At 33.3% G+C, this 25,931-nt stretch carries 24 protein-coding genes; 7 read left to right on the top strand and 17 right to left on the bottom strand.

Translation table 11 applies throughout. From position 1 onward, the window contains the following. The 3 genes from tsaB to LEP1GSC059_RS00395 are packed head-to-tail and all read right to left on the bottom strand — an operon-like array spanning window position 1 to window position 2,121. Complete coding sequence (gene tsaB, locus LEP1GSC059_RS00405) at window positions 1-681, bottom strand: tRNA (adenosine(37)-N6)-threonylcarbamoyltransferase complex dimerization subunit type 1 TsaB (protein ID WP_002179162.1); 681 nt, start codon at window positions 679-681, stop codon at window positions 1-3. Continuing rightward, entirely contained in the window at window positions 678-1,256 is a 579-nt protein-coding gene (tsaE, locus tag LEP1GSC059_RS00400) for a tRNA (adenosine(37)-N6)-threonylcarbamoyltransferase complex ATPase subunit type 1 TsaE (RefSeq protein ID WP_002179145.1), read from the bottom strand. Before tsaE ends, tsaB begins: the two co-directional genes overlap by 4 nt. Before the next feature lie 7 nt (window positions 1,257-1,263). Continuing rightward, window positions 1,264-2,121: an Hsp33 family molecular chaperone HslO gene (locus tag LEP1GSC059_RS00395; protein WP_017215062.1), complete on the bottom strand. Its 858-nt coding sequence runs from the start codon at window positions 2,119-2,121 to the stop codon at window positions 1,264-1,266. Window positions 2,122-2,307: 186 nt separating this feature from the next. Between LEP1GSC059_RS00395 and LEP1GSC059_RS00390 the strand changes: the two genes are divergently transcribed. The 3 genes from LEP1GSC059_RS00390 (at window position 2,308) to LEP1GSC059_RS00380 (ending at window position 6,693) form a co-directional block, all read left to right on the top strand. Then, complete coding sequence (locus LEP1GSC059_RS00390) at window positions 2,308-4,284, top strand: beta-galactosidase (protein WP_020980127.1); 1,977 nt, start codon at window positions 2,308-2,310, stop codon at window positions 4,282-4,284. A 629-nt stretch (window positions 4,285-4,913) separates the two neighbouring features. After that, complete coding sequence (locus LEP1GSC059_RS00385) at window positions 4,914-5,825, top strand: LIC_10030 family protein (protein ID WP_020980107.1); 912 nt, start codon at window positions 4,914-4,916, stop codon at window positions 5,823-5,825. A 19-nt stretch (window positions 5,826-5,844) separates the two neighbouring features. After that, the gene (locus LEP1GSC059_RS00380; RefSeq protein ID WP_002179287.1) at window positions 5,845-6,693 is read left to right on the top strand and encodes an inositol monophosphatase family protein; all 849 of its coding nucleotides are present in this window, start codon (window positions 5,845-5,847) and stop codon (window positions 6,691-6,693) included. On the opposite strand, the gene LEP1GSC059_RS00375 is transcribed toward LEP1GSC059_RS00380, so the two are convergent. From LEP1GSC059_RS00375 to fliG, 6 genes are all read right to left on the bottom strand, one after another. Then, window positions 6,690-7,049 carry a c-type cytochrome gene (locus LEP1GSC059_RS00375; protein WP_004419990.1) on the bottom strand — a complete coding sequence of 120 codons (360 nt, stop codon included), beginning with the start codon at window positions 7,047-7,049 and terminating at the stop codon, window positions 6,690-6,692. The two genes, LEP1GSC059_RS00380 and LEP1GSC059_RS00375, sit on opposite strands and share 4 nt — an antisense overlap. Before the next feature lie 3 nt (window positions 7,050-7,052). Continuing rightward, window positions 7,053-7,757 carry a urate hydroxylase PuuD gene (locus LEP1GSC059_RS00370; protein ID WP_004428798.1) on the bottom strand — a complete coding sequence of 235 codons (705 nt, stop codon included), beginning with the start codon at window positions 7,755-7,757 and terminating at the stop codon, window positions 7,053-7,055. Between the two features lie 227 nt (window positions 7,758-7,984). Continuing rightward, a complete protein-coding gene (locus LEP1GSC059_RS00365) occupies window positions 7,985-9,184 on the bottom strand; it encodes an LIC10025 family lipoprotein (protein ID WP_020980069.1) in 1,200 nt (399 codons plus the stop codon). Continuing rightward, on the bottom strand, window positions 9,156-9,701 hold the full coding sequence (locus LEP1GSC059_RS00360) for a hypothetical protein (RefSeq protein WP_020980149.1): 546 nt from the start codon (window positions 9,699-9,701) through the stop codon (window positions 9,156-9,158). Before LEP1GSC059_RS00360 ends, LEP1GSC059_RS00365 begins: the two co-directional genes overlap by 29 nt. Window positions 9,702-10,181: 480 nt before the next feature. Then, window positions 10,182-12,449, bottom strand: a complete 2,268-nt coding sequence (locus tag LEP1GSC059_RS00355; RefSeq protein WP_036056739.1) for an adenylate/guanylate cyclase domain-containing protein — start codon at window positions 12,447-12,449, stop codon at window positions 10,182-10,184. 440 nt (window positions 12,450-12,889) lie between these two features. Further along, window positions 12,890-13,903, bottom strand: a complete 1,014-nt coding sequence (gene fliG / locus LEP1GSC059_RS00345; protein WP_017215060.1) for a flagellar motor switch protein FliG — start codon at window positions 13,901-13,903, stop codon at window positions 12,890-12,892. 491 nt (window positions 13,904-14,394) lie between these two features. Here fliG and LEP1GSC059_RS00340 point away from each other — a divergent pair, with 491 nt between their 5' ends. Together LEP1GSC059_RS00340 and LEP1GSC059_RS00335 are read left to right on the top strand one after the other, a co-directional pair. After that, entirely contained in the window at window positions 14,395-14,751 is a 357-nt protein-coding gene (locus LEP1GSC059_RS00340) for an arsenate reductase family protein (protein ID WP_017215057.1), read from the top strand. Continuing rightward, a complete protein-coding gene (locus tag LEP1GSC059_RS00335; protein WP_017215056.1) occupies window positions 14,730-15,575 on the top strand; it encodes a hypothetical protein in 846 nt (281 codons plus the stop codon). The genes LEP1GSC059_RS00340 and LEP1GSC059_RS00335 overlap by 22 nt, the downstream gene beginning before the upstream one ends. Before the next feature lie 361 nt (window positions 15,576-15,936). Here the strand turns inward: LEP1GSC059_RS00335 and LEP1GSC059_RS00330 are convergent, their stop codons facing one another. The 5 genes from LEP1GSC059_RS00330 to LEP1GSC059_RS00310 form a co-directional block, all read right to left on the bottom strand. Then, window positions 15,937-17,619 (bottom strand): FG-GAP-like repeat-containing protein, encoded by a 1,683-nt coding sequence (locus LEP1GSC059_RS00330; protein WP_017215055.1) that lies wholly within the window; start codon window positions 17,617-17,619, stop codon window positions 15,937-15,939. A gap of 212 nt (window positions 17,620-17,831) precedes the next feature. Further along, window positions 17,832-18,440: an L-threonylcarbamoyladenylate synthase gene (locus LEP1GSC059_RS00325; protein ID WP_002179187.1), complete on the bottom strand. Its 609-nt coding sequence runs from the start codon at window positions 18,438-18,440 to the stop codon at window positions 17,832-17,834. A gap of 16 nt (window positions 18,441-18,456) precedes the next feature. Continuing rightward, window positions 18,457-19,200 carry an SDR family NAD(P)-dependent oxidoreductase gene (locus tag LEP1GSC059_RS00320; RefSeq protein ID WP_017215054.1) on the bottom strand — a complete coding sequence of 248 codons (744 nt, stop codon included), beginning with the start codon at window positions 19,198-19,200 and terminating at the stop codon, window positions 18,457-18,459. Between the two features lie 4 nt (window positions 19,201-19,204). Beyond that, window positions 19,205-19,699: a hypothetical protein gene (locus LEP1GSC059_RS00315; RefSeq protein WP_020980146.1), complete on the bottom strand. Its 495-nt coding sequence runs from the start codon at window positions 19,697-19,699 to the stop codon at window positions 19,205-19,207. 512 nt (window positions 19,700-20,211) lie between these two features. After that, a complete protein-coding gene (locus tag LEP1GSC059_RS00310) occupies window positions 20,212-21,102 on the bottom strand; it encodes a hypothetical protein (protein ID WP_002179482.1) in 891 nt (296 codons plus the stop codon). Window positions 21,103-21,162: 60 nt separating this feature from the next. Between LEP1GSC059_RS00310 and LEP1GSC059_RS00305 the strand changes: the two genes are divergently transcribed. Next, a complete protein-coding gene (locus LEP1GSC059_RS00305) occupies window positions 21,163-21,726 on the top strand; it encodes a nucleoside triphosphate pyrophosphatase (RefSeq protein ID WP_002179172.1) in 564 nt (187 codons plus the stop codon). On the opposite strand, the gene LEP1GSC059_RS00300 is transcribed toward LEP1GSC059_RS00305, so the two are convergent. Next, the gene (locus tag LEP1GSC059_RS00300) at window positions 21,717-21,932 is read right to left on the bottom strand and encodes a hypothetical protein (protein ID WP_002179125.1); all 216 of its coding nucleotides are present in this window, start codon (window positions 21,930-21,932) and stop codon (window positions 21,717-21,719) included. The two genes, LEP1GSC059_RS00305 and LEP1GSC059_RS00300, sit on opposite strands and share 10 nt — an antisense overlap. Window positions 21,933-22,354: 422 nt before the next feature. Between LEP1GSC059_RS00300 and holA the strand changes: the two genes are divergently transcribed. Beyond that, window positions 22,355-23,443, top strand: a complete 1,089-nt coding sequence (holA, locus tag LEP1GSC059_RS00295; protein WP_002179538.1) for a DNA polymerase III subunit delta — start codon at window positions 22,355-22,357, stop codon at window positions 23,441-23,443. On the opposite strand, the gene LEP1GSC059_RS00290 is transcribed toward holA, so the two are convergent. Continuing rightward, a complete protein-coding gene (locus LEP1GSC059_RS00290) occupies window positions 23,385-24,278 on the bottom strand; it encodes an AAA-type ATPase lid domain-containing protein (protein ID WP_017215052.1) in 894 nt (297 codons plus the stop codon). The genes holA and LEP1GSC059_RS00290 overlap by 59 nt on opposite strands. Window positions 24,279-24,300: 22 nt before the next feature. Beyond that, window positions 24,301-25,848 carry an LIC10012 family protein gene (locus tag LEP1GSC059_RS00285; protein ID WP_017215051.1) on the bottom strand — a complete coding sequence of 516 codons (1,548 nt, stop codon included), beginning with the start codon at window positions 25,846-25,848 and terminating at the stop codon, window positions 24,301-24,303. Between the last annotated feature and the right edge of the window lie 83 nt (window positions 25,849-25,931).

Below are 25,931 nucleotides of genomic sequence, written 5' to 3'. Positions count from 1 at the left end.
CTAAATCGTTAATTTATCATCAACATAAGTACCGCGCACGTAGTTAGGCACAAGTTTCCAATAAGGAAATTGATCCGGAAAATTCAGAGCTTCCTGAATCAGGTTTATATTTTGATTCAATAAGGCTGATGCAGAAGGTAAGTTTTCTAATATAGAATTTCCAAAAAAAATATTCGGATGATCAGAATATTTTTGAGATGTTAAAAAAGTTTGCAAACGATCTTCTGGAATTTTATTGATAATATCTTCCGGTTTAACATCAATCGAACCGAAAAAACCTCTATTATCTTCCATTCCAAAATAAATCTTTTTTTGTTTTGCTTCTATTCCTACAATCACAGGATCACCGACTTCTTGATAATAAAACGAAGCATAAACGTTTAAACTATCAAATCCGATTGCGGGAATTTTCCAAAGTTGAGATAAATTTCTGGCTGTTGCAACTGCAATTCTAAGTCCAGTAAAAGATCCTGGACCTAAAGCGCTTACGATCAAATCCGGGGTTTTCCAATCCGATTTTTGAAGAACGTTTTTTAATTCCTGAATGAGAAGTTTAGAAGATTCTCTGGGATGAATTCCGGAGTAAGAAGCAATTATTTCCAATTGCCCGTCCGAACTCAAACGAAAAGATTCCACTAAAATCCATTGATTAGTTGCATCAAAGAACAGAATTTTTTTCATACTGAATGTTTCCACAAATTTTTCAAAGAAACAAATTTTTCTATATCAGTACTTTTGATTATAATAGTTCTTTCATATTCAGAAATAATTTTAAACTCTAATTCAATTTTTAAAGGTAAAAAATCCAAATACTCTTTTGCTATCTGCCACCATTCTATTATCGAAACTCCTGCTTTTCCCCAAATTTCTTCAAAACCGAGGTCTTCCAACTCTGTACTATATTTCAATCTGTGAAGATCAAAATGGTGAATTTGAATTTTTTCCTGATCAAATTTTTCTTTAGATATAAAATTTTTTGCTGAAACATTTTGATTTTGAAAGTTTAAACTTAAATCGGTTTTTTTAAAGATCGAATATTCATTTACTAAGGTATAAGTGGGAGAATTTACATTTGCGGTTGGAAGAATTTTTTTTACAAGTTTGGAAGCAAACGTAGTTTTACCCGCTCCCATAATACCCGTAAATAAAAAAACGGGGTGAAGTTCTTCCTTTAAGGAGGAAAGAATTAGTGAAGCAAGAAATTCAGCGGGTTTATCAAGTTCATCTAGTTTTAGATTTTTAAATTCGAGTTCCAATTCATCCTCAAAACAATTCGCTCACCTTTTCTCTTTCAAAACGATAAACGGAAGTACAAAATTCGCAAGTCACTTCGATCATTCCGACTTCGTCCACGATCTGCATCGCCTCTTTCTTCCCCAGCGTTTGAATCAATTCCCTAATTTTATTTTCAGAACAATCACAACGAAACTCAGGTTGACCTTCTTCTAAAATCTGAACCGCAGAGCGAGTTGATTCGCCAATTTTATTTAAACAATTGTAAACGTCCTTTCCTAAAAAATCGTTTATGTTTGTATCTATTTTTTCCGAAAGACTTGCAATTTTTTGAATATGTTCTTCTTTTGCTTCAGGTAATGATTGTAAAAGAATCCCTCTTACATCCCAATGAAATCCGTCTTTTCGAATAAATAGAGTTACAAAACAGACGATTTGTTCCGAACTATTTAAATAATTTCTAAAATTCTCTTCAAAACTTCGGCTGAGATAAGGAACTACAGATTGATAGATACAAGCCCCGTCTTTCCAACGGAATACCTTCATCACTCCCGAATAATCTTCCATTACCTTGCCAGGCTCCACATCTTCTTCCGGTCTTTCCCTTAGAACCGCTTTCATTCTTCCTTGTCTATCGCTGTAGGCAAGTACGGAATGTGTAGAAGAATCCTCGTTAAATTGAATTTGCAAACTTACTTTTGTATCTTCTTTAATCTGGTCGGCCAGAAAAAAGGCGCCGATCATCGTTTTAGCAAGAAGTTCCGTATTTGGATCATCTAAGTTGTGTAAGTTGGAAGCCGCCGTAACGGAATAAGAAATCTCGGCGACTGAATATCGAAAGTGAACATCGGGTAAAATTCCGTATATCAACGAATCCTGATTGTGCATGGAATCCCTTTTTGGCGAGAAATGAAAGTTGAGGTTGTAAACGTGTTATAATCCACGTCATTTGTATCCTCTCAGACTTTCTTAGAAAAGACAGTATTTTTTATCTTAGACAACCCATAAGAATGGTTTTCTTTCTTTTCAGATTTGCCCTTTGATGAAATTTTTTTCGAAAGCAAGGAGATCAAAATGATATTCGGAGCCGATTACTACCCGGAACAATGGACTCGAAAGGATTGGGAAGAAGACATCTCTATTATGAAAGAGATGGGTTTAAGTTCGGTTCGTCTTGCCGAGTTTGCTTGGGCAATAATGGAACCTAAAGAAGGGAAATATAATTTTTCTTTTTTTGACCACATTCTAAATTTAATCCAAAAGAACGGAATGACCGCAATCTTAGGAACCCCCACTGCGACCTTTCCTCCTTGGCTCGCTAAAAAATTTCCGGATATAATCCAAGAAAGAAACGGAATTCAAAGAACAATCGGTACCAGAAGGCAAGCCTGTTTCTCTTCACCTAACTATAGAAAGGCGGTTGTAAAAATTGTAACTGCAATGGCAAAACATTTTGGAAGTCATCCAGTAGTAATCGGTTGGCAAATTGATAACGAAATTGGACACGAAGGTTCTGATATAGATCATTCTCAAACATCTCTAAAAGCTTTTAGAATTTGGTTAAAGAACAAATATAAAACGATTCAAAACTTAAATGAAACTTGGGGGAATGTTTTTTGGGGAATGATTTTTAATTCTTTTGAAGAAGTTCCAATTCCAGGCCGTCATATTGCGAGTAACTTTCATCCTTCTTTGATTCAAGATTTTTATCGATTTCATTCGGATACGATTATAGACTTTGTAAAACTTCAGACACAGATCCTTAGAAAATTTTCAATTGGAAGACCTCTCACTACCAATCTTTATCCTTCTCCATTTTTACCGATCATCGACATGGCAGAGTTAGCCACTTATTTAGATTACGTTTCTTGGGACAACTATCCCACTTGGGGAGAACAAGAAGTTCCATTTCCTCATCCATTTATCTCGGCGATGCAACAATACAACCGAGGTCTAAAGAATCTTCCGTTTACGGTTATGGAACAAATTTCTGGTTTTCAAGGGCACGATTTACTTGGTTATCTTCCGGCTCCAGGACAAACTAAACTTTGGATGAAACATTCCATCGTTCACGGTTCTAACTCAATTTACTTTTTTAGATATAGGACCGCACGATTTGGACAAGAACAACTTTGTTATGGAATTTTAGATCATGATAAAGAGAAAACAGAACGTTATTATGAGCTTCAAAAAGGAATTCAAGAAATCCAAGAATATGCAGAGGATTTTACTGAAGAATTATTTCCAGCACAAGTTGCGGTTGTTCACGATATTGAAAACGCAAGAAACTGGAAACATCAGCCTATTTCCACCGGATTAAAATTTTCTCCCGTTCCTTGGTCTCAAGTTGGTTATGATATTGAAATGGCAACTTGGTTTTCAGGTATGAACGTGTTAAACGTCAATACTCATTTTCGTCCCTCTTCTAAAATCGATTTCAAATATTATAAAGTTATAATACTTCCAATGTATACAATGGTTAACGAAGCCGTTTTTAAACGTTTGGAAGAATTTGTACGAGAAGGTGGAACTTTGGTTTTAGGTTTTAGAACCGGAGCAAAAGATTTAAACGGATGGATGTATGATTCTCAAATTCCGGGACCGTTTGCGGAAATGGCCGGAGTTAAAGTTCGGAAGTTTGAATCGGTAGGAAATCAAAAAATCAAGTTTCGATTTCGTTTTTTTCCCGGAACCTGTTCTAAAATTTGTGAAATTCTAGAACCTACCACGGCAGAAGTTTGGGCTCGTTATACGGATGAAAAAAAATTCTACAAAGGAAGTCCCGTAATTACTGCAAATCATTATCATAAAGGGAAAGTCATCTACGTAGGATCTTCTTTGGAACCTTTGAGTTTTATTCTTCTTTATAGACGTATTTTAAAGGAAACTAAAATCCCATTCATTTTTTACGGCCCCAACGTTGAGAAAATTTTTAGACCGGGAAGAAAACAAAATTATGAAATCTTTATCAACCATTCCGGAAAGAAAAGTCTTGCAGGTTTAAAAATTTTAGATCCCTATGAAGTTAGAATTCTTACTAAAAGGAAATGAAAATTTAAACGGAAATTATAGGAACTCTGTCGGTTTATTTAAGAACTATCCCAAAGCCTAAACACCAACAGGTGTTTGCTGAGTTTCTTTGAACGCCAATAGAAGCGAGACGCTTAAGTTTCATAAAATGTGGGAACTACTACGAAAATTGAACGACATTAGAATTGCTCGAAAGTTCACAAATTGCTAAATGAGACTAATTTGTAGGAATGCTGAATTTTATTAAAAACTTCTAAAGAATGATCGAGTAAAATTCTTTGAGTTTTGGGACAGGCTCTAATAAAACGTGAGTTAACGCAAAAAGAATCGGATGTGGGAATTCAGCAGAACGCTCTTTTAAACTAAAGATGATATATTGTATAACGTTTTTTTTATACAATTTATTGACCAGAGTTAAGAGGCCGGATTTACTCAAAACTTACATTACAATAGGAGAATTTTATAAAATAAATTTTTAATTTTTGCAATCACCTCTAAAGTGATGATTTTACGCAAAAACTAAATTAAATGATGATTCTTTTGGATTTTACAGATTCCTAATGTACACTTTAAATTAATTTTATGGTAAAAAATTTTAAGATCAAAGAATTTATCATGTTGTTTAACAAAATGAAATAGGTATAAATCCATTGGAACTGATTCAAATTGAAGAATTAAATAAAATTCTCTCGTCCATATCAGGACAAAATCGTCCTCATGAAATTTTTGTAGATAATTTGCATACTGCATTTTTAGAATTTAAAGAAAACTTTATCCTTCCATCTACTTCGGTTTACGAAATCGACTTTTCAGCTGCAAAAGAATTTCTTTTACAAGCAGAACAACTCATCCCAGAATTGATCCAAGGATGTAACGTACTTCCAATTCCTAAGCCGAAAAAAAATTCGAACCAACTTTTTTTAGTAAAAGAGATCCATTCTTCAGAAAAAAACCAAAATAAAAAGTTCGTCTTTGTAGTAAGTTTTATACTTACGTATTTAGGTGGCGCTCCAACTTCAATGATCGTCAAACAACCTGTACAAGGAAAAACGGCAGCCGTTCGAACTCAGAGAATTTATTTTTCGGCAAGAGTCCTTCCTTTAGAATCTTTCGAATTTCAAAATGACGTTTTGGTGGATTTTTTAACCAGAAGGTATAAAGAGACAGAATTTATGGTGGATGTTGATCCCATTTATTCTTATAACAAATCACAACATACTTATTCCGAACTTTTTGACGACGTAGATTATTCTAAACAGATTTCTATGATTCATTCAATTTTGAATATCAACAAAGAAATTTGGAAACCTGGTAGAGTTTTTGAACCAATCGATGTGGAACTGCATACAATCAGTTCTAGATTTTTAGAAAGTTCTCAAGAAAGAATTTTCAATCAATTTGAAACCTTCCGGCATTTGATTGATCTTTTATTGTCGCCGGAAAGCATGACCATAAATTTGATGAACCAGGAACCTTTGCACGAATGGCTTCGTTCCTTCGAAACGGAAAGAGGTATAACTCCTTCCGGAAATATGCTTTGGAAAATCCTAAAACAAAAGTAATCTTTTTGAAGAGAAACCCATGGAACATCCACTTGCCCCTCCCATTGACTTTCCGTTAGAGGAAGTCAAACGTAGGATCAAATCCGTTCAATCCGTATCCGGTATTTTTATTGAATCGGCTCTGAAACTTCAGAAAGATTTAAAAACTTTTTCTTTTTCAACCGAAACCGAAGAAAGAGACCAGATTCATAAAGCGGATGAAATGATGGGAAAGTTCATCGTAGAATATTTAAGACAAAACTTTCCTTCCGATTCTATTCTTTCCGAAGACCACTACAAACACGAAGGAAACAATTCCTTTCGTTGGGTTTTAGATCCGATTGATGGATCAATGAACTTTGTAAGAGGAATTCCACTTTATTGTGTTTCAATCGGGCTCGAACATAGAGAATCTCCGGTTGCCGGAGTTGTATTTGCTCCGGGTTTAAATACAAAATATTCCGCAATTCTCTCTCAAGGTGCATTTAAAAACGGGCTTAGAATCGACGTTTCTAACACAGAATCCCTCGCCCGCGCAATGTTAGTTCCAAGTTTTCCGACAAACAGAAAAGAAATATTAAACGAAGTCATTTCTGATATAACCGCGTTTATCAGTTGCGGCAGATCTATGAGAAGGACCGGTTCTTTCGTTTTAGATACTTGTTGGGTCGCCGAAGGACTGTTAGACGGTATCTGGGAAAAAGGGGTCAAACTATGGGACACCGCAGCCAGTTCAGTCATTCTAATGGAAGCCGGTGGTAAATTAACAGATTTCAGTGGAAAACACTTTTTTTCCGGTAATTCAGAAGTAGTCGTATCTAACGGAAAGGTTCATTCTCAGATTGTGGATATTATGAGAAACGTTAGAGACTCTATCGGAAGAAATTAAGGCATATTCAAAAACGCTTCTATACTACGAATTTGTTCGTCGTTTAAAGGAAGTCTGGTCATAACTCTACTCGTACGTTTTGGTGTGTAACCGGTAGGATACGTTCCTTCTACAATTCTCGCTTTTAATAATTCAAAATTTGATCCTCGAACCGCAGGTCCAACCGCACCGTCTACAGCGGGATTTTGATTGTGGCAAGAGGAACAATTGGTAATATACAACCCTTTCCCCTGAGAAATCATTTTTTGTTCTGGAGAAAGGTTTTCGTCTTCTTTACAATTTACTAAAATAAGAATCGAAAAAATACAAACAGCCAAAAGGCGGGAAAACCCGCCCTGTTTTTTACTGATTTTCATGAATTACAGAAGAGCCTCAAGTAAAACGTAGATAACTAAACAAAGAACAAATCCGGAAGTAATTACACCTTTAACGGTTTTGATCGGTTTAAAAGTAGCACTTTCCGGTGTTGCGGTTAACGCGTTAATTTCTACAATTGCAAGAATTCCTAAAATCACTCCCAAAAACGTATGAGCTTCAGCACTAGTTACATCAAAAGAAATAGAAAGATTCCTTGCAGCTCCCATCAAAAACAACATAGGAATGGAAAGTAAAGTATTTGTTCTAGAAGCTAAAAGACCTCTTGCAGCGCGAGGAGCTGGATTTTCCGTAGTTTCGCCTTTTGCAGATGCAATTACAACTTTTTGTGCAGGCCAAATTACAAACCAAACGTTAAACCACATCAAAGAACCGAGCAACCCGCCGCCTAAAATTACCGCAAGCCATTGACCGCTAGAAAGAGTAGCTCCGTTTATAATTTGATGAATGATCATACACCAGCCGCTAAGGAAAGTGAACATCGCACCCCAACGAAACCACCAAAGAACTCTTGGAACCAGTTGTTGAGTCGCTTTTTTCTTTGTATCTGCGTCGGTTTCTGCAAAGAAAGAACCTTGTACAAAGTTAATGTACCAAAGTAGTCCGATCCATGCAACACCTGCTAGAAAATGGATCCATTTAAATATAAAATACAAGCCTTGACTTGTAAAAAGAGCGATTCCGTCCATAGTACCTCCAATTCATCGATTGAATTATAATTTTGTGTTCTAGAAAATAAGAGAACACTAAAATAAGTCCCGGAACTTAGACTCTCAGTCAAGCATTTTAGAAAGATTCTATGATCCATGATCAAAATCCTATTTTCGTTAAAAAAGAAAACCGTAAAGTAGAATAGATAATTTCTAAAATAGCTTTGTTTTAAAGAAAAAACAAAGCTTACCTTTTAAAACGAATTTCAATATAAATCTTCAATTAAAGTTTCCTGTAATACATCCCAAAAAGAAGGTTGGTCGTCTTTTTCATCAGAAGAACGAAACGGAGAAAAACGATCCCTGAAAATTTCAGCTTGGGATTTTAAGATTACTTTCATATTTTTTCCGTTTCGAAATAATTCAGATTCAAATTTATTTCCTCCCTTACCTTCGCTTCCTTCCACAAGAAGAGTAAAATACTGATCAAAGTATTCTTTCATATTCCCGGGAATGAACCAATCCACCATTCCTGGTGGAAAAATTTTTAGAAACCGTCCACTGATTTTCTTTTCCGGTAATTTAGAAAATTCTCCAGTAATCTTTTGATAATTTTTAGAAGAATAAAAACGAAGCATATATCCTAAGTTTTTAATATCTATTTTGAGTCCATATACTTGGATAAATAATGAAATGCGAATATGAATAATTTCTGGTTTACTCCAATAACCGGGAGTAGTATCCGGAATTTTTAAAAAAGTTTTTGTTCCTTCGTTATAAAATTCCATTCCACTTAAAAACTCTCCAGTTTTAAAGATCGTAATTTTATAAGAAACCTGATTTAGAAGTTTATCAAACCGTTTGTAAAACTGAGGGTAAGCAGCTTTTGTAGATTCATCTAATTCGTAAAGAAGCCAAGAAAAATTTTCTCCTCTTCCTAAATCGCAATGAGAAACAGAACAAAGATAACGATGTGCATTTGAAATCGAAATTAGTTTAGAAAAATCAGAACGAAGAAAACTTTGAAGCCGATCCACATGATGAAAAAAATCTAAATAACTGTAAAATGGAAGTATCGTCACCGTTTTACGTTTCATTTGAAACGTCTTTTGATCTCGGAACGAAGTCGGAAAATATTCCGCATGAATTTGATACGGAACATTTCCTGGAATTTTTTCAGTCGTCAGAACATTTTTAAGTCCTTGATTTGTTTTTTGAAGATAAAAATCGATCGAAAGAATATTATCTTTTTCTTGTAAAAGAAGTTCGTCCTTGGAAGTTAAATTTCCGAATAAAGCGTTTCGAATCCCTCCATTTGGATATTCTTTAAGAATACTTTTCTGATACGAAAGATATTCTCTCCAATAAGCCGCTTCTTGTGGTTTCTTTTCTACACAATTAAAAAAAAGAACGAAGATAAAAACGCAAATTCCAATTCTATTTTTTTTGTTTTCGTATAATTTCATATAGAGAATCCACGGTTTGATCATCCACTTCTTTATAATAAGATTCGAATATTTGTTTTTTACTTCGGGAAAAAATTCTCAACCAAGAAACATTAGGTCGAATCCCAGAAGACAAAACACCTTTCGTATCTAACAAAACTGATTCGTAGTTTTTTGATTTATTTTCATCGATATAAACTTGAACCGCACTCGGAGCATTTCTAAGATCTACAAACGCGATAAATTCTACGAAGTCGTCAGATTCGTCGATCAGGTTCTGCATTCTCCAGTAAATTTTTCTTCCGTGTTTTCTACAAAGAGCTATGTCTACGTACGAACATCCTAAAAGAAAAACTATTTTTCCTTTTAAGTTTTTTGAATTTAAAACTTTATTTCTTTGATCCTTAAGTTGGAAATCGGGAAGGTCAGAGGAAAAAATAGAAACCGTCGATAAAAAGCAAATCGTAAAAAAAATGTTCTTAAACAATAGAATTTGAAAGCGAATCAAAGAATCAAATTGAAGTTTTATTTTTATCATGAAAATTCCATTACCATACATAAAATTTCTCTCATAAATTCTGGAATAAGTTCATAGTCCTGTAAAAACTTTTACATTCTTACAAGATTTGATTTTTATACCTTTATAATAATATAGAAATTTAAAGTGTCTTCTAAGATTATTATGTTTATTAGTAAACTCGCATATTAAATTTTATAGAAATTTCTATAAAATCCAAAAAACAAACTTACTCAAAACCTAACAAAATATCCAATATTTTTTACTCAAACAAAATCTTAATAGAAATTTTGTGTTATTGAATTTTATAAAATTAATAAATAGAGTTGTCAAAAAGTTTGATAATTCAAATTAATAAAATCATTTTCATCAGAATTAATTTTTCAAAAATTCTATTATTTCTTTTAAAATCTTATGTAGGTTTTAATTTAAACTACTTGTATTATTGAAAAGATTTTTAAGCATCTCTTCTCTAATAATCTTTAATAAAAACAAACATTTCTACTTTGTTTGAAATCTAAAAACTCCGTCCCAATTTTCATCCGGAGGTTTAGAAGCATATAGTTTGCAACGTTTTAAATAAATCATAGAAATAAGATCTTTTGGTTCTTCTCGATAAAGTTGTCTAAAAATTTTAGAAGCTTCATAAAACTTTCTAGATTTATATTCTAAAATTCCTTGAGACAATAACTCTGAGGTTTTCAGTTTGAATTCCTTAATTGGTTCTGGATCAGATTCGATTACCTCATAAATATCTATGGCTTGATCTCTTTCTTTTAAAATGACCGAATCGATCATACGTATTCCTACTTCGCTCATCCTATGGAGCCTAAGATACGTATGATGAGAAATTAATATTTTACTTTTATAAAGTGCTGTAAGAGATCGAAGTCCTGATGATAGATTAACCGCGTCTCCAATTACAGTTGTATCAATCCTCCTTTCACTTCCCACGGTTCCTAAAATCACAGAACCGGTATTGATCCCGATACCAATTTCTAAGTTCCAAAAAGAAGGTATCGAAAAATTTTTTATTAATTTTCCAGATCGGATTGCATTTACCATTTTGATTGCTGATTCTACGGCGTTGTCTGCAGAATTAAAATTTTCTTTTGCCGCTCTTTCGTCGTAATCTCCAAAAAGCGCAATTATTTCATTTCCTATATATTTATCTACAAAACCCGTAGTTTTATAAACCAATTCTTCCATTTCGCTTAAATAAGAATTTAAAAATGTAATCGTCTGATTTAAAGGAAGCGTTTTAGAAAGACTTGCAAAATTTCGAATATAGGAAGTCAAAACAGTCATTGACTTTTCTTTACTATCGCCGACTGAGATCGATATAGGAGATTCTCTGTCTATAATACGAATAAAATCCACAGGAACAAATCGATAGAAAGCTTCTTTTTGATTGGTAAGATATTTATTTAAAAGTTGTGCGTCTTTGTAAAGTTGAGCATATCTTGAAACCAGAACACTAGCGAGTGATATGATAAAAAATAAATAAACAAACTTAAAAAAAGTAGAATGATACTTTACGTTTTCAAAAACCAAGCTATATAATTCCCAAGTGGAAAAAACAATACATACAGATATTACAGCTAATACTTTACGTGCATCTTGTTTCTTTTTTCTTACGGTTTGAACTGAAAAAAATAAAATATAAACCGAAAAACAAATCACTAAAAGTTGACAAATCTTAAAGACGATATGCACCCAAGAAAACGGAACGATTAAAAACGCAAAAAACAATCCGATCAAAAAAACTACGAAAAAAGAAGCGATCATACTTCCTTTTTCTTTTGGAGAAAAATAATCCTTTAAAAAATAATAGAAAGAAGGGAAAATCAAAGCCAAAGAAGAATATTGTATCCTAAAAAAAAGAGAACTGTCTAATTCCGGATTTGGGTTTATAAACTTTTGAAAAATTAAATTGGAAGAAGAAAAAAAATAGACCAAAGAAAAAAACGAAAACAATCCAAAATAGAGATAATATAAATCCCTTCTTCGAATAACGTAAAAATAAATATGATAAATTCCAAATATAATATAAATTCCATATAGTAAAAAATCTAAATATTCGGAGGTGAATTCATATATTTGCTCTAAAGAGGAAATTTTATATCCTTGTGAATGATAAAACCCGAAATGTTCATTTGGAATATAAGGCGTAAGATCGGATTCTCCGATCATATATATTAAAATTGTATTTTTTCCTTCTTTTAAAACCCCCAATGGAATCGGTAAAATCACGGATTTTAATGACCTTCGAACCGAAGGGACCAAATTTCCAGCATCAGTTTGTTTTAGATATTTTTCCTTTCGAATCAAGACTCCATTCAGATAAAATTCCCAGCTTTCTCCTATATCCGGAAAATAAATTGCAGTTGGTTGTCTTAGAAATGTTAGAAAAATTGAATCCGAATGAATCGAAAATTCTATTTTTACAGTTACCTCATGAAATCCGGATTGTTTCGGTATAGAAAAAAGAAAATTAAAATTGATAGGAAAACGTGTAATCAACTTCCAATCTTTCGATTCTTTTTCTCTAATGTTTGTTTCAGTATTTAGTTTCTCGTTTTTATTTTTTAGGAAAGATTTTTGAATATTTGATTTTTCTAATTTATTTTTTGAATGATTTCCTAAACTAACGCTCCATTCCGCTTGTGTAATTAAGTCAAAATCTTGAAAACGATCAGAAGCGGGTATACAAGAACCTAAAATCCAAAAGACTAAGATACATGCAAAAATTCTAATAGCTTGCAACATTCGATCGAGTTTCATTAAAATCCAAATACTTATGAGTGTAATGGTAAAAAATAAACAAACGATTTTATGAATTTAGATTTTTTAAACTTGATAATCGAGTCTTCATCCATAGATTCTCTGGTAAAGAGGGAAAAGTTATTCATATCTTCCAATTTTTTAAAGTCTTTTGCAAAAATAGAACCACGAACTTCTTTCCAGAACGAATTAAAATGCTCAGAATAGAAAAGAGTATAAAAGATCAAGGAAGCTAAAAAAATAAAGACTATTGATTTATTTTTCATATCGCTATCAATTTAAAAATTCTCATTTAATGGCAATCAGATTATTGATAATGTGCAATTTAAAATTAGATAGTAAAGTAATGCATCACCTTACTATAATTTACCGTTTCAGCTTCTTCGCATAACGCAGTAAAACGAAGATATTTTTAGAATACAAAATCACATAACGAGTTCGTCTTCACCGGCACGAGCCACGACAATTTCACCTGCATCTTCGAGTTTACGTATAATGTTAACGATTTTCTGTTGAGCGTCTTCCACGTCTTTAATCCGAATCGGACCCATAAAATCCATGTCTTCGCGAAGTAAGTTCGCGGCACGTTTAGACATGTTTTTAAAAATCTTTTCCTGAACTTCTGTATCGACTGATTTCAAAGCTTTTGCAAGATCCGAATTATCTACTTCTCGCATTACTTTTTGGATCGCTCTGTCGTCCAAAAGAACTATATCTTCAAACACGAACATTCTCTTTTTAATTTCTTCTGCAAGTTCAGGATCTTCTTCTTCCAGAGCTTCAATAATAGTCTTTTCCGTCCCCCGGTCGACTAAGTTCAAAATCTCAACTACGGAATCGATACCACCCGCAGAAGTATAATCTTCGGAAGCCAGAGTAGATAGTTTTCTTTCCAATACCCTTTCCACTTCTCGAAGCACGTCCGGACTGACTCGGTCCATCGTTGCAATTCGTTTTGCAACTTCCGCTTGAATTGTATGAGGTAAGTTAGAAAGAATATTCGAAGCCTTTTGAGGATCCAAATAAGAAAGAATTAACGCGATGGTCTGAGGATGTTCGTTCTGGATAAAGTTTAATAAATGTTGCGGGTCAGTTCTTCGGATAAAGTCAAAAGGTCTGACTTGCAAAGGGGAAGTAAGTCGATTGATAATATCAATCGCCTTTTGATTTCCAAGCGCCTTTTCCAAAAGGCCACGAGCGAAATCAATCCCTCCATTGGAGATGAATTCTTGAGCCATCATCAGCTCGTTGAATTCTACTAAAACTTTTTCTTTGTCTTCGGGAGTAATCTTATCGAGTCGTGCAATTTCAAACGTGATCTGTTCGATCTCATCTTCTCGTAGATGTTTGAAAATTTCAGAAGACACTTCGCTTCCGACTGCAATTAAAAAAACAGCGGCTTTTTGTCTTCCGGTTAGGTTTGTTTTCTTATTTAACACGCCCGAAACGTCCCGTAAGAATCCTATCGGTTAAAATCACTCATTTCAACGAAAAGATTTTTAAGTCTCAGAAAGAAAATTCTCCTTAGATTTTAAAATTTTTTCCATCTTTGAAATTATTTTGCAGCATAAATGAAAATTTTTATAAGCCATTAGAATCGATTTCAAGATTAGAGTTATTGAAAAATTCCATACTTCAGATCAACAAAACTGCTTCAATTGGCTGTTTCTATAAAACAGAAATAGATGGAGGATTCATTTTTCTACAATTCTAATATTTACAAACGCTCAAAATCATTTTTAAGAACGAACAATTTTAAAAAGGATTTGAACATTAAAAATGAAAGTTGCTATAGACATTGAACTTCTAAAAGATCAATCGAACATTGAGAATCGCATTGAAAAGAATTGGTTGTATGCACTCAATTTAAGAAATTGGAATCACTTGACTCAAAATAAAAACCATAAACTATCGGAACGGGAGAACAGTCTTGAAGTTAAAAATTTACGAATATAAAAATTGTTCCACTTGTAGGAACGCACTTAAATTCCTTTCTGGAAAAAAAGCCCAATTAGAAATATTACCGATTCGAGAAACTCCCCCTAAAAAATCAGAACTCAAAACAATGCTTCAATACGTAGGAAACGAATCTAAAAAATTATTCAACACCTCCGGTAATGATTATAAAGAACTAGGTCTTAAAGATAAACTTAGTTCCATGTCGATCGATAAACAATTGGATTTATTATCTAAAAATGGAAATCTTGTTAAACGGCCTTTTGTTTTAGGAGAGGGTTTCGGATTTGTAGGATTTAAAGAAGAAGAATGGAAAAAACGGATTCCATAGAAAATTACAATAATCCAATCCATTTTGCAATTATCCAGATGAAAAGAATCTTATTTATATTACATATTAGCATTTTATTATTATCTTGTGTTTCTAGACTCAAAAGACCTGAGTTATTTGGAACAATCGTTGATTATGATAAAAATCCTGTCGAAGGATGTAGGGTAGGAGAAACATCTACCGATAGAAATGGAAAATTCATACTTCCCGAAATTCGTTATTATGAGTTTTTTCTTCAACTGGAAGCTCCGCCACTTCTTATATCAGAGATAATTAAAAAAGAAGGGTTTTATAAAAACGAAATTTATACTTTTGATCCACGTGGAGGAGGCGGGAAAAAAGGTTCTAAATGGGATTTAGGTGTTATTTACTTAAAAAAAATGAATGCATCTATCAATATTAATAAATTATTAATGAGTACTTGGAAAGTAAGTACAAATAAAAAAATAGATACTCTCTACTTTATAAAGTCCGACATAACTGATATATCTTGTTATACAAGGGAATGTAGAGATTTTTATTCTAAGTATTCACAATACACAAACAATTATTTCAGACCAAACAGCCTACCGGAAGAAATTCTTCAAAAATTTATAACCATAAACTTTTATTCTGATGGCTTATTTAAAGCTGAAAAAATAGTGAAATATAGGGAAAAAGATGGATCTCATAAATCTAATTCAAGTGTTACACTAAATACCAACGGAAAATGGTTAATCGATGAAGAATTAAATATTCAATTACAAAGCGACTTTGAAGAATTAAATGGAAAATTCAGCTTAAGTAAATTAGAATATGAGTTTTTAGAATTAAATAGAAAATAATAGAGTTGCTGAAAAATTTTATAATGCCGATTAACAAAACTGCTTCAATTGGCCGTTTCTATAAAATAGAAATAGATGTAGAATTTATTTTTTTACAACTCTAATAATAAAATTGTTAAAAAATTCATACTTACAAACGATTTTATACATTAGAGTTGTTGAAAATTCCTAGTTCAACTGACCAAACTGCTTTAATCAACCGTTTCCATGAGATAGAAAAACAGTTGGAGAATTAATTTTTCAACAACTCTATTTGTTTTAATAAAAAAATAAGATTAATTTTTTAACAAAACTTCCCGTTAGCTATTCATTTTTATATTATGATTTTATTATATAATTCTAAATAGAACAAAGATCCAAATCATAAGTCTACAGAAATTCCGAAGGTTCCGTTTACATCTGGTTCGGTAAAAGTTTGTGGTGCCGAAGTATATCCGCCAAATCCGTCTGATATATAAAGGTAAACGTTTCCAATATTCGTTCCACCTACGGAACTAGGAGCTCCTACAAGAACATCGCTTAAACCGTCACCGTTAATATCCACCGAAGCGATTGAATTTCCCATATTTCCTAAATTCACTGGAACCGTTAAGAGATTCAATGGGTTCACAATCAAACCAGTTGAATCACCCGTAGTTAAATGAATAACTGCATAACCTTGATTTGGAAACGTAGAAGTATAAGAATAACCTCCGGTAAGAAGATCCAAAAATCCGTCACCGTTTACGTCTCCAGTTGCTACCGATGTTCCAGTTTGTGATCCGACTAATCCTGAAATCGGGCCGTTGACAGTATTTACAAGAATCCCTAAATTAGATAAATATAAATGTACTCTTCCGACACCACCCGATTCTTGATAAGCTCCCACAAATAAATCCGCAAAGCCATCCCGGTTTATATCAGTAGTAACTGTTGAATTTGCATACCATTCGTTTACAGCCGATCCCACAATCGTTTGAGAATAAGCCGCGAAAGTTCCAGCTGCTTGAGCGAGATAAACAAAAGAAGCTCCGATCTGTGCGGAACCGACCGCTCCTACAACCGCATCCGATCTACCATCTCCATTTATATCGCCTAACGTAATTGCATATCCGTAAAACGTAGTACTACCTACGTTTCCAGGATTGTTCAATTGTTGACCAAAAGTAACACCTTGTCCCATAACCCCATTGGAGAAATAAGAATAAACACGTCCGATGTTTCCTACATCATAAGGTGCGCCAATTAAAACGTCTGAAAATCCGTCTCCGTTTATATCTCCTACATCTACATTCAACAAACCGCCAGCGCCGATAGGAATATAATTAATTGCGGTTGCCGAAAGCCCACTAATCGATCCTAAATATACGGCGAAAGTATTTGTTGTACTTCCTATAACCGCATCAGCGTATCCGTCTCCATCGATGTCGCCTAACTTAACTGAATAACCAAAACCCCCTGCTCCATTTAACAAAGTGATCGGAACAGAATTTAAACCTTTTGCTTTTCCAAGAGAAAGATAAGCCCTAACCCGGTTTGCAAGCTGAGAACCAATCAACGCATCCGGATAACCATCGCCGTTAATATCTTTGTTCAAACCTTTTTGAACGGTAATTGTAATCGGAACAGAATTTGATTCATTGGAAGTAGATCGAACCGAAATTGTATGTAAGCTCCAGTCTTTCCAAATTCCGCCTAAAGGAATTGTAGTTGGAACACTCGCAGCAGGAAGTTGAAATTTCCACTGATTACCAAAAATTTGAGCATCCACAAACGGACCCGAATCTAAAGAAACCTGAACTCCAGAAACAGACTGATCCATTTCGCCAATTAAGAACCCTGTGTTTAAAGTACTTTTCGATTTTATGTTGAGAATCACAGGCGGAGGTAACTGAACCGACGTGTGTATACCGCAAAAACTTGCTTTGCCGGAAGTTAAAATAAAGTTTAATAGTAAAGATTTATAAAAAAGAGAAGTACTCGTATCGCAAGGATTTTCTGCGGACTTGGCAATACAATTTTGCAAAAATAGAAAAACCAAAAGCAGAAATAAAAATTGTTTCATGATCAACGTTCGAACTTGTTTTCGCATCTAAAAAACAAGTCTTAGATAGAAGAGACGAAATCGTATTTTATTTTAATCAGTTTTGAGTGATGATTTTTGGGAATTTATTTTTTTGCGGAGTTAAACTTTCATAAAACGGAAAATTAAGTTTATGCTAAATAATATTTTTAAGAATTTTTAAAACGATTAGAAAAATTTTAATTCGACCTAGATTATAAAAGTTCAAACCCTTTACCTTCTCTTATGATTGAAATTTCATCTCCGGTTAAATCTAAAATTGTAGAAAGTTCTACTTTTAAAATTCCTCCGTCTACGATTCCTTCAACACGAGATCCGTACATCTTTTCTAAAGAATCGACTTCGATAATAAATTCATCATTAGCAAAAACCGAAGTAGACGTTAACGGATTTGGATGAATTTTCATTAACTCTTGTAAATAAATTGTATCCGGAATTCGAATTCCGATTTGTTTTTCTTTTTGATTAGAAAAAGAAACCCTTGGAAGATGTTTGTTAGCACTCGTAATAAACGTAAAAGGACCCGGCGTAATTTTTTTCATCAATCGAAATGCATCATTTGAAAGATGTTCTATGTAATTAGAAGCGACCGAAATACTTGAACAAATCAAAGAGAGAGGTTGATTTTTAGAAATATTTTTCAGTTCGTATAACTTTTCAACACCTGGCTTAGATTGAGAATCCGCCACCAAAGCGTAAACCGTATCCGTCGGAAATATATAAACTTTACCCTGAGACAACTGATCTGAGATCTGTTGTAATTTTCTTTTTTCAGGATTGATAGGATGAAGAGAAAGAATCATTAAAAGTTAGACTCTTTTAAAGTCCTGCGGTAATTCCTCCGTCCACTACAATCGTTTGTCCCGTTACATAAGAAGAGGCGTCGCTAGCAAAAAAAATTGCTGCCCCAACTAAATCTTCTGGTTTTCCAAGTCTTCCCATCGGAATCGCATTGGTCATTTGTTCTAAAACGTCCGGTTTTTCCTTAATCATTTCCGTCATATCCGTATCGATAAAGCCAGGACAAATTGCATTCACTCGATAACCGGAACCAATCCATTCGACTGCAAGAGCACGAGTCATATTAATTACCGCACCTTTGGTCCCAGAATAAACGGAAGCTAATTTTGTTCCTCTCATTCCTAAAATAGATGCAATATTGATAATATTTCCACCTTTCTTTTTATGAATCTTGTAATAAGCAGTACAAGTTCTAAATACTCCCGTAAAATTTGTCTGGATGATAGATTCGATTTCGTCTTCTTTTAGAAAAGCTGCGGGTTTATTAGAGGCAATTCCGGCATTATTTACAAGTACATCTAACTTTCCGTGTTCTTTGACAATGGATTCGATAATTGGAGTCATTACATCCGGTTGACGAATATCCGCGGCAAAACCTTTAATCCCAGAACCATCAAACTTATTGATTGATTCTTGAGAAGACCCGGTTCCATAAACGATGGCCCCAGCATTTTTAAAACCTTCTGCAAAATATCTTCCAATTCCTCGAGTAGAACCGGTAACTAAAACCGTTTTATTTTTTACGTTGAATAAATCGTTCAATGGATTACTCCCGATTGTATTGTTGTTTTACCGGATAACAAGGACGAATATCTTCGATAGATTCCGAACCATTTGCGATAGAGGGTTTTCTTCCTTGTTCCGTATCAAAAACACGAATAAGTTTGCGTGGATCGATTCGAATATTTTTTCCGAAGTCTGCATTTGTGTCTTTTGATTTTTCTTTTTTAGTTTTTTTTTCGGAATACGGATTGAAAACTTCTGTGTCTTTTTCTTCTTTTTCGATCGTTAGATCATCCGCAAGAACTTCCCGATCTATATAATGAGTTCCGTCTCTTTCATAAGTATTATGCAGTGGATCACAATCAAACATATCGATTTTAGCGACAATATATTCGCAAAAGAGAAGATATTCCTTACAAAGATGTTGAAAACTAGATTCTTTAATACGATCAAAACTACCTCTTCTGCAAGATGGAAAAACCAAAAAAATGAAAAAACAAATCCAAAGTTTTTTATAGAACATTTTAAAATGATTCATCGAAATTTAAACCTTTTATTTTATTACTTTAACACATTCTAAAATTCTAAAAAATAAACCAATAATCTTTAAAATAGTTTTTTACCAAAAAGATTAAATTACCACAAATCGCGACAAAACTAAAATTATTATTATGAAAAACATCATATACTCTTTATATACAATAGAATTGTTAAAAACAAACAATCACAACAAAACTAAAATTATTTATTACGAAAAATATCATATATTAGAGTTGTTGAAAAATTCCATAGCACAATTAACAAAATTATTTTAATTACCGTTTCCATCAAAGAAAAACTGATGAAGATTCATTTTTCAAAAATCATAATATTAACGTAAGTTCGTGGGGAAAATCTGGGCGAATCCGGCTTGCCACAGGCAGCCGGACCGGGCTCTCGGCTCTGGTAAATAAATTGTATGCAGAAAATGTAATGCAATATTTCGTATTTAATTTCAATTTATTTACCTCGCGTCGATCCCTTTCGCGTTATGCCAAACTCATGTTAATATTAAGGTTTTATTTTGTTTTCACCATTGGTATTTTGATTTTTGACTTCATTTTCTTTTTTAGATTGGTTTTTTTCGGTAGAAATTCCCAACCTCCATTCGTAAGATTTTAAAGTTCTAATTCTTTCTTTTTTCCGGATCGATTCCGCTTCCGTATTTAAATGCCCTTCCGCGTCGTCCCAATACAACAATTCTTCAGGTTTTAAATAATCCAAATCCAGAACCTTATTTTTAGAAACCCTATCCGAAAGAGAAAGAGCGGAGTCCTCATTTTTTCCGAGTAAAATTTTAGTTTGATAGAGAGAAAGAAGCGCTTGTCTTTGATAATACAAAGCCAAGGTTCTATCTCCTTTTTCCAACTCTTGAGTAGAAGCCTTGGATGTTTCTCCAAAACGAATATAATATTTTTCTAATACAGGTAAAATAGAACGATTTTTATTTTTTTCGTCTAACCGAATTGTCACAATCAAAGGCACCAGTTCCTGACTCAATTGAATTGTTTTATTTTCGTAGTCTTTCCGAATTGATTCCTCAAACGGGATGATCGATTTAAAAATATTTTCAAACGCAGTCGTAGCATTACCGTATTCTGCCTTGACATATAAAGTTTCGGCTTGTCCGTAATCGTTTGCAAGTTTATCTAATTCTTGTTTTTTACCAAAATTGAGGAGAGAAATTCGAATTCCTTTTAATCCGAGATAGGCTTTTTTTCGAACTGATTCTAATTTACCTGTTTCTATCAATTCTCGATCAGATTGTGTTTTTTGTTTTTCTTTAGGATCTTTAGATTCATTTGAAACGGTTTGTGAAAAAATAGATACGTTCCAGATCAGAATCAAAACACAAAATATATGTCCGATTTGATCGCATTGAGTTAATCGATTCTCTTTCATCTCTATCAATATCGGCAGGAAAACGAATGCAAAGCAAGGCTTTTCTTAGACTATGGATTAATGATTGTACTTAGATCCAAATCTCCACGTAGAAAACAAGTTTTAGAGTCCTTGGATCTTGATTTTAGAATTGAATCGGAAGATATAGACGAAAGTTCTTTGAAAAACGAGCGTCCTTTGGAATATTTAAAAAGGATTTCATTATCCAAGTTAGGTACTAGATCCAAAGATGAACTTTTAATTTCCTGTGATACAATTGTAGTCCAAGAAAATTCAATTTTACAAAAACCGGAAAATTTTTCGCAAGCGATGGAAATGCTCAAAGAACTATCGGGAAAAACTCATATTGTTTATTCTGGATTAGGAATTTATTATAAAGGATTAGAACAATTCGCATTCGATTCCTCTAAAGTTCATTTCCATACTTGGGACAAAGAGAAAATCAGAAAATATATCGAAAAATATTCTCCCTTTGATAAAGCGGGAAGTTATGGGGTTCAAGATTTAGAAGGTCCAGTTAAGTCTTTCGAAGGATCTTATACAAATATATTAGGTTTTCCGATTCGAATGTTTTTTCAATATCACGAACTTTGGAAAAAATATCTAAAAGGAAATCAAGCGTAAAAATCGATTAGACTTCCACGTGTAGTAGGTAAAGATTCCTTTGGCGAAGTAGAAAAATTTGTTCCGTGAGTATTTCGATCAGAATTAAAATCCTCACGGCGAATCGGTTCCACAGCGTTCACTTTTCCTCCCATACGAGCAGGACTTACATATGTCAAAGCTTCGTTTGGGAAAGAAATCCTCTGGACTCCGGAACTAATATTCATAATTTAATCTTCGGAGACTTTATTTTGTATCTTAAGGACTTGTTTTAAAAAAAGAGCCAATGAATTTTGTTTAGGCAAGTTTTAAAAGGAAATTTGTGTGAGTTCCTAGATTTTCCAGAAAAATTTAGAGTTTTGCAGTAGTTCCCACAGATTAAGTCTCATTTCAGTAATTTACTGATTTTAAGATCGTTTGTTAGATTTATGAATTGTGTAAGTTCCCACATTTTTAAGAAAATTTAGGACCGGCGGAGAATTAATAAAATTCTAAAAGAAACTTATAACAATTTTAAAAAAAACAATAATCACCAAACAACGATTTCATGTATAAGTTGAACATTATTCTTTTTGAATTTAATAAAAATTTCCTAAAACGACTTTTATATTTTTAAAAAAGAAACAAAATAATTACCCAATAAAAATAGATGGCAACTAAAACCAAAGAATATAAAAATTCCATAGAATTCTTAAACGATTGGAATCAAAAATTACCTCAAATCGTTTTTGTAGCGACTAAAGAATCTTACGAATTCGAAATTCTCGCAGAGAAATACAAGGACTCAATTCGAAAAACGGGAGAACCTTACGAAATTGTAATCTTTGTATCAGAGCCAGGTGACTTTGAAAGATTTCAATCTGAAGCGTTTAACTTAGATATATTTTCTAATAGAAAGCTATTTATTATCAAATCAGGACTCGAATTTTTTAAACCTATATCCAGCGGAAAAGGAAAGAACAACGAATCCTTGCAAAAACAATTTTCAAACTTTCCAGACTCGATCCAGCTTTTGATCCATTACAATCACTGGGAAGTCCCAAATAAAGTACTTCAAATTTTTGGTGGAAAAGCAAACCTTATCAAAACTAAAAATTTTTATCCGAACGAAACTCGCGGCGGACTTTTACAAGCTTGCAAAGAAGTCGGAGTTCTACTCGATGAAGACGCGTTAGACGAATTCCTTCACAAAATTCCTCCGTCTATGGGCGCGTATCTTCAATCTCTTTCCAAACTCAAACTTTATCTTTCAAAAAAAAACTTCACCAAACAAGACATAGAAGACGTTTTATTTTTCAACGGAGAATTCAATTCCTCCGGTTTAGTAGATTTTTTTATGGAATCGGATAGGATTCGCTTTTTTAAAGAACTGAAAAAATTTCAAAACGGAAAAGATTCTCTACTTTTGTTCTTTTCAATTTTAAAAGAAAGAATCGATCAACTTCGAAAATACAAAATCATTTCCAAAAAATACGAAACTTCTCTTTCTGACGAAGAACTTTATGAATTCCTGGGAATTCAATCTTATAGTCCTGCAAGAAAAAATTTCGTTCGTAACCGTCTCAAAAAAGAAATAACCTTTTTTTCGGATAAAACAATTGGAGAACTTTATGATTTTCTAATAGAAATGAATATTAGAATCAAAACCAACTCGGAAAAAGAAGAATCTCTATTTTATTTCAAACGTCGGATGGAGGATTTTTTCCTTCAACTTCGTCGGAAAGACCGAATTCTATAATTTTTCTGTAAATTGTTCTTTCGGAAATTCCGAGTATTTTAGCGGCTTTTTCTCGATTTCCATTTACAAAAATTAAATTTTTTTTGATAATTTCCCTTTCATAATCTCTCAAAGGAATTCCTGTTTTTACTTCTATAAATTTAGAATATACGTATGAAGTTTCGAACATCTGAGGTGGAAGATGTTTTACGTCTAAAATACGTACTGCAAACAAAGAAATCATACTTTCCAATAAATTCCTCAACTGTCTGATGTTCCCAGGAAAATCATAATTTAGTAAAACATGATATACTTTTTCGCTCAATCGAATTTCTTTTCGTTTATATTTATCGGAAAGAATTTCCAAAAAATGTTTAATCAAAAGAGGAATGTCTTCCTTTCTTTCTCTAAGGTCCGGAAGATCCAATCTAAAATTAGAGATTTCGAAATAGAGAGATTCTAAAATTTGACCGGCTTCTAATTTTTGTTTCCATTCTTTACCAGAAATAAAAATGAAACGAGAATTGTTTTGATCTTCGCGGATTCTTTTTAATAGATACGCTTGGTTTTCTTTTGGAAAATTTGGAAAGTCCTTAAAAAGAAAATACGCATTTTTTTTGACCGAAAGTATCGATTCTAAACTTCTTTGATTTTCATGATAATCGGAATCTATAATAAAAACTTGCGGATTTGTACTAGACAAACTTGCAATTAAATTAGAAACAAAAGTTTTACCGCTACCTGGCCCCCCAGTAACAAACAACGGCAGATTATTTTGAGATAAAGATTTTAGCCGATTGAAAATCTTAATCGAATTCGAAGCGTTGCCGATAAAAATATGTTCTTCGGAATTCAAGTGAAGAGTCCTTTTGTAAAGATTATAATCCTTTGACCTGTAGAACTCTACCTCGGATTATACATTCAAAGGAACTTTTATTTGTATTCTGAAAATAATTTCTTACTTGAATGGGAGTACATTCTAAAATCTGGGACGGGGAAATTTTATAGGTTTCCGTTAGATTTGCAACGTTTGCAACACCGTCTATCGAATTTACAGACGGAACATATGTTGTTTGATACTGGACTTGTTCATCCACTTGTGGAATTTTCATTCCTTGCGGAAGAAAAATCCAATAGGCCTTTTCACCTGATTTTACTAAAATTTCTGTTTCACCCATTCCTCTAAATTCATCCTTTAATAAAACTCCGGAAAGTAAAAAAGTAAGATTTGTTTGTAAAACATCGGAAGCGAGAATTTTATCACCCGTTAATTCAGAATAAACTTCGGTAAAATTCAAGGGATTGATCGATTCCGATTCCATATACTTTCCCGAATAAGAAACTTTGTTAAGCGAAGATTCAGACAAAGTTTGATTAGGAGAAATTTCGGAATACGTAAAATAAATCTGTCTTCCCCGAAATATTAAAGTTTTTGAATCTTTGACCGTGCTGATTTTTTTAAAATACGTTATATCAAACAAATTTCCTTTGGGAAAGATTCCGTTGTAATATCTCATTTGAGAAGCGGAAAAGTAAGGTGCCGTAAACAATAAAATTCGATAACCGGAAAACCGTAAATTTTGAACCGAGGAAGCCAAAGCAGGATTGGGAATTTTTCCCTTTGCATTTGTAAGAATGATTATGTCCTGAGACTTAGAAGCTGAACCGACTAACGTGCGTTTTATGCTAAATAATGCTTCTGACAAATCCTCTAAACTAGATTTTCCAAACGACTTTAGACTTCCAATCTGAGTTCTCAATTCTGCTAAAGAACCCGCTTTTGGAAGGATAGAAACTTTTCCTTCGGAAAAAGTTACGATACGAATTCCAGTCAAAGAATCCCAAGAAGCATTTTTAACAAATCGAACCCATTCTTCTCTTTCTCTTTGAAAAGAAGGAGATAAATCGATTACAAAAATCAATTCTCTGGAACTCTTATTTGCTACTGAAACAGTGGTTTGTCTTTTTTTAAAAGGAATCCAGGGAAAAGAACGTTCCGTCATAGAACGCATTAAAACGAAAAGATCGGACTTTTCCGAAAGGTGAAATTCTTCCAATCGTTTTTGAGAACAATCGTATAAAACTCGATCGAGAGTAATATTATTTTGAAAAGTGATTTCATCTCTAACTAAAAGGTCCGTCGATAATTCGGAACAAATTTTCAAAAAATCTTCTTTTGCAAAACGTGAGTTTTTGAACTTGTTAAAAATTTCTTTATCTCTGACTTTTTCAGTAGTATCTATTTTTGCCCTTAGTAACAAGTTTGCATAAAAAGCCCCAAATTTAGAAATTTCTTGAGATCTGTCATCGATTCTTTCTAAAGTCGCCGGCAATCTTCCGTCCATTTTTCCCGGAAGAAATATTATACTCGTAGAAAATATCGGATGAGTCACCAAACAGAAGAAAAAAAATAAATTTCTTAACATGTACAACTTAGTAAGATCCAAATGAATTCTTAGTTTTAATCTGGGAAATCTTGGATTCAAAGCAACTCATTAAAAAATGTGTT

It is taken from the genome of Leptospira noguchii serovar Panama str. CZ214 (assembly GCF_000306255.2).
Lineage (GTDB): Bacteria > Spirochaetota > Leptospiria > Leptospirales > Leptospiraceae > Leptospira > Leptospira noguchii.
This window is presented reverse-complemented; position numbering and strand designations above follow the sequence as displayed.

Excerpts from the sequence above, each read along its gene's own strand:
- tsaB (WP_002179162.1), bottom strand. The coding sequence starts at position 681 with ATGAAAAAAATTCTGTTCTTTGATGCAACTAATCAATGGATTTTAGTG.
- LEP1GSC059_RS00395 (WP_017215062.1), bottom strand. The coding sequence starts at position 2,121 with ATGCACAATCAGGATTCGTTGATATACGGAATTTTACCCGATGTTCAC.
- LEP1GSC059_RS00390 (WP_020980127.1), top strand. The coding sequence starts at position 2,308 with ATGATATTCGGAGCCGATTACTACCCGGAACAATGGACTCGAAAGGAT.
- LEP1GSC059_RS00380 (WP_002179287.1), top strand. The coding sequence starts at position 5,845 with ATGGAACATCCACTTGCCCCTCCCATTGACTTTCCGTTAGAGGAAGTC.
- LEP1GSC059_RS00375 (WP_004419990.1), bottom strand. The coding sequence starts at position 7,049 with ATGAAAATCAGTAAAAAACAGGGCGGGTTTTCCCGCCTTTTGGCTGTT.
- LEP1GSC059_RS00370 (WP_004428798.1), bottom strand. The coding sequence starts at position 7,757 with ATGGACGGAATCGCTCTTTTTACAAGTCAAGGCTTGTATTTTATATTT.
- LEP1GSC059_RS00365 (WP_020980069.1), bottom strand. The coding sequence starts at position 9,184 with ATGAAATTATACGAAAACAAAAAAAATAGAATTGGAATTTGCGTTTTT.
- LEP1GSC059_RS00360 (WP_020980149.1), bottom strand. The coding sequence starts at position 9,701 with ATGATAAAAATAAAACTTCAATTTGATTCTTTGATTCGCTTTCAAATT.
- LEP1GSC059_RS00355 (WP_036056739.1), bottom strand. The coding sequence starts at position 12,449 with ATGTTGCAAGCTATTAGAATTTTTGCATGTATCTTAGTCTTTTGGATT.
- LEP1GSC059_RS00335 (WP_017215056.1), top strand. The coding sequence starts at position 14,730 with ATGGAAAAAACGGATTCCATAGAAAATTACAATAATCCAATCCATTTT.
- LEP1GSC059_RS00330 (WP_017215055.1), bottom strand. The coding sequence starts at position 17,619 with ATGAAACAATTTTTATTTCTGCTTTTGGTTTTTCTATTTTTGCAAAAT.
- LEP1GSC059_RS00325 (WP_002179187.1), bottom strand. The coding sequence starts at position 18,440 with ATGATTCTTTCTCTTCATCCTATCAATCCTGAAAAAAGAAAATTACAA.
- LEP1GSC059_RS00315 (WP_020980146.1), bottom strand. The coding sequence starts at position 19,699 with ATGAATCATTTTAAAATGTTCTATAAAAAACTTTGGATTTGTTTTTTC.
- LEP1GSC059_RS00310 (WP_002179482.1), bottom strand. The coding sequence starts at position 21,102 with ATGAAAGAGAATCGATTAACTCAATGCGATCAAATCGGACATATATTT.
- LEP1GSC059_RS00305 (WP_002179172.1), top strand. The coding sequence starts at position 21,163 with ATGATTGTACTTAGATCCAAATCTCCACGTAGAAAACAAGTTTTAGAG.
- LEP1GSC059_RS00300 (WP_002179125.1), bottom strand. The coding sequence starts at position 21,932 with ATGAATATTAGTTCCGGAGTCCAGAGGATTTCTTTCCCAAACGAAGCT.
- holA (WP_002179538.1), top strand. The coding sequence starts at position 22,355 with ATGGCAACTAAAACCAAAGAATATAAAAATTCCATAGAATTCTTAAAC.
- LEP1GSC059_RS00285 (WP_017215051.1), bottom strand. The coding sequence starts at position 25,848 with ATGTTAAGAAATTTATTTTTTTTCTTCTGTTTGGTGACTCATCCGATA.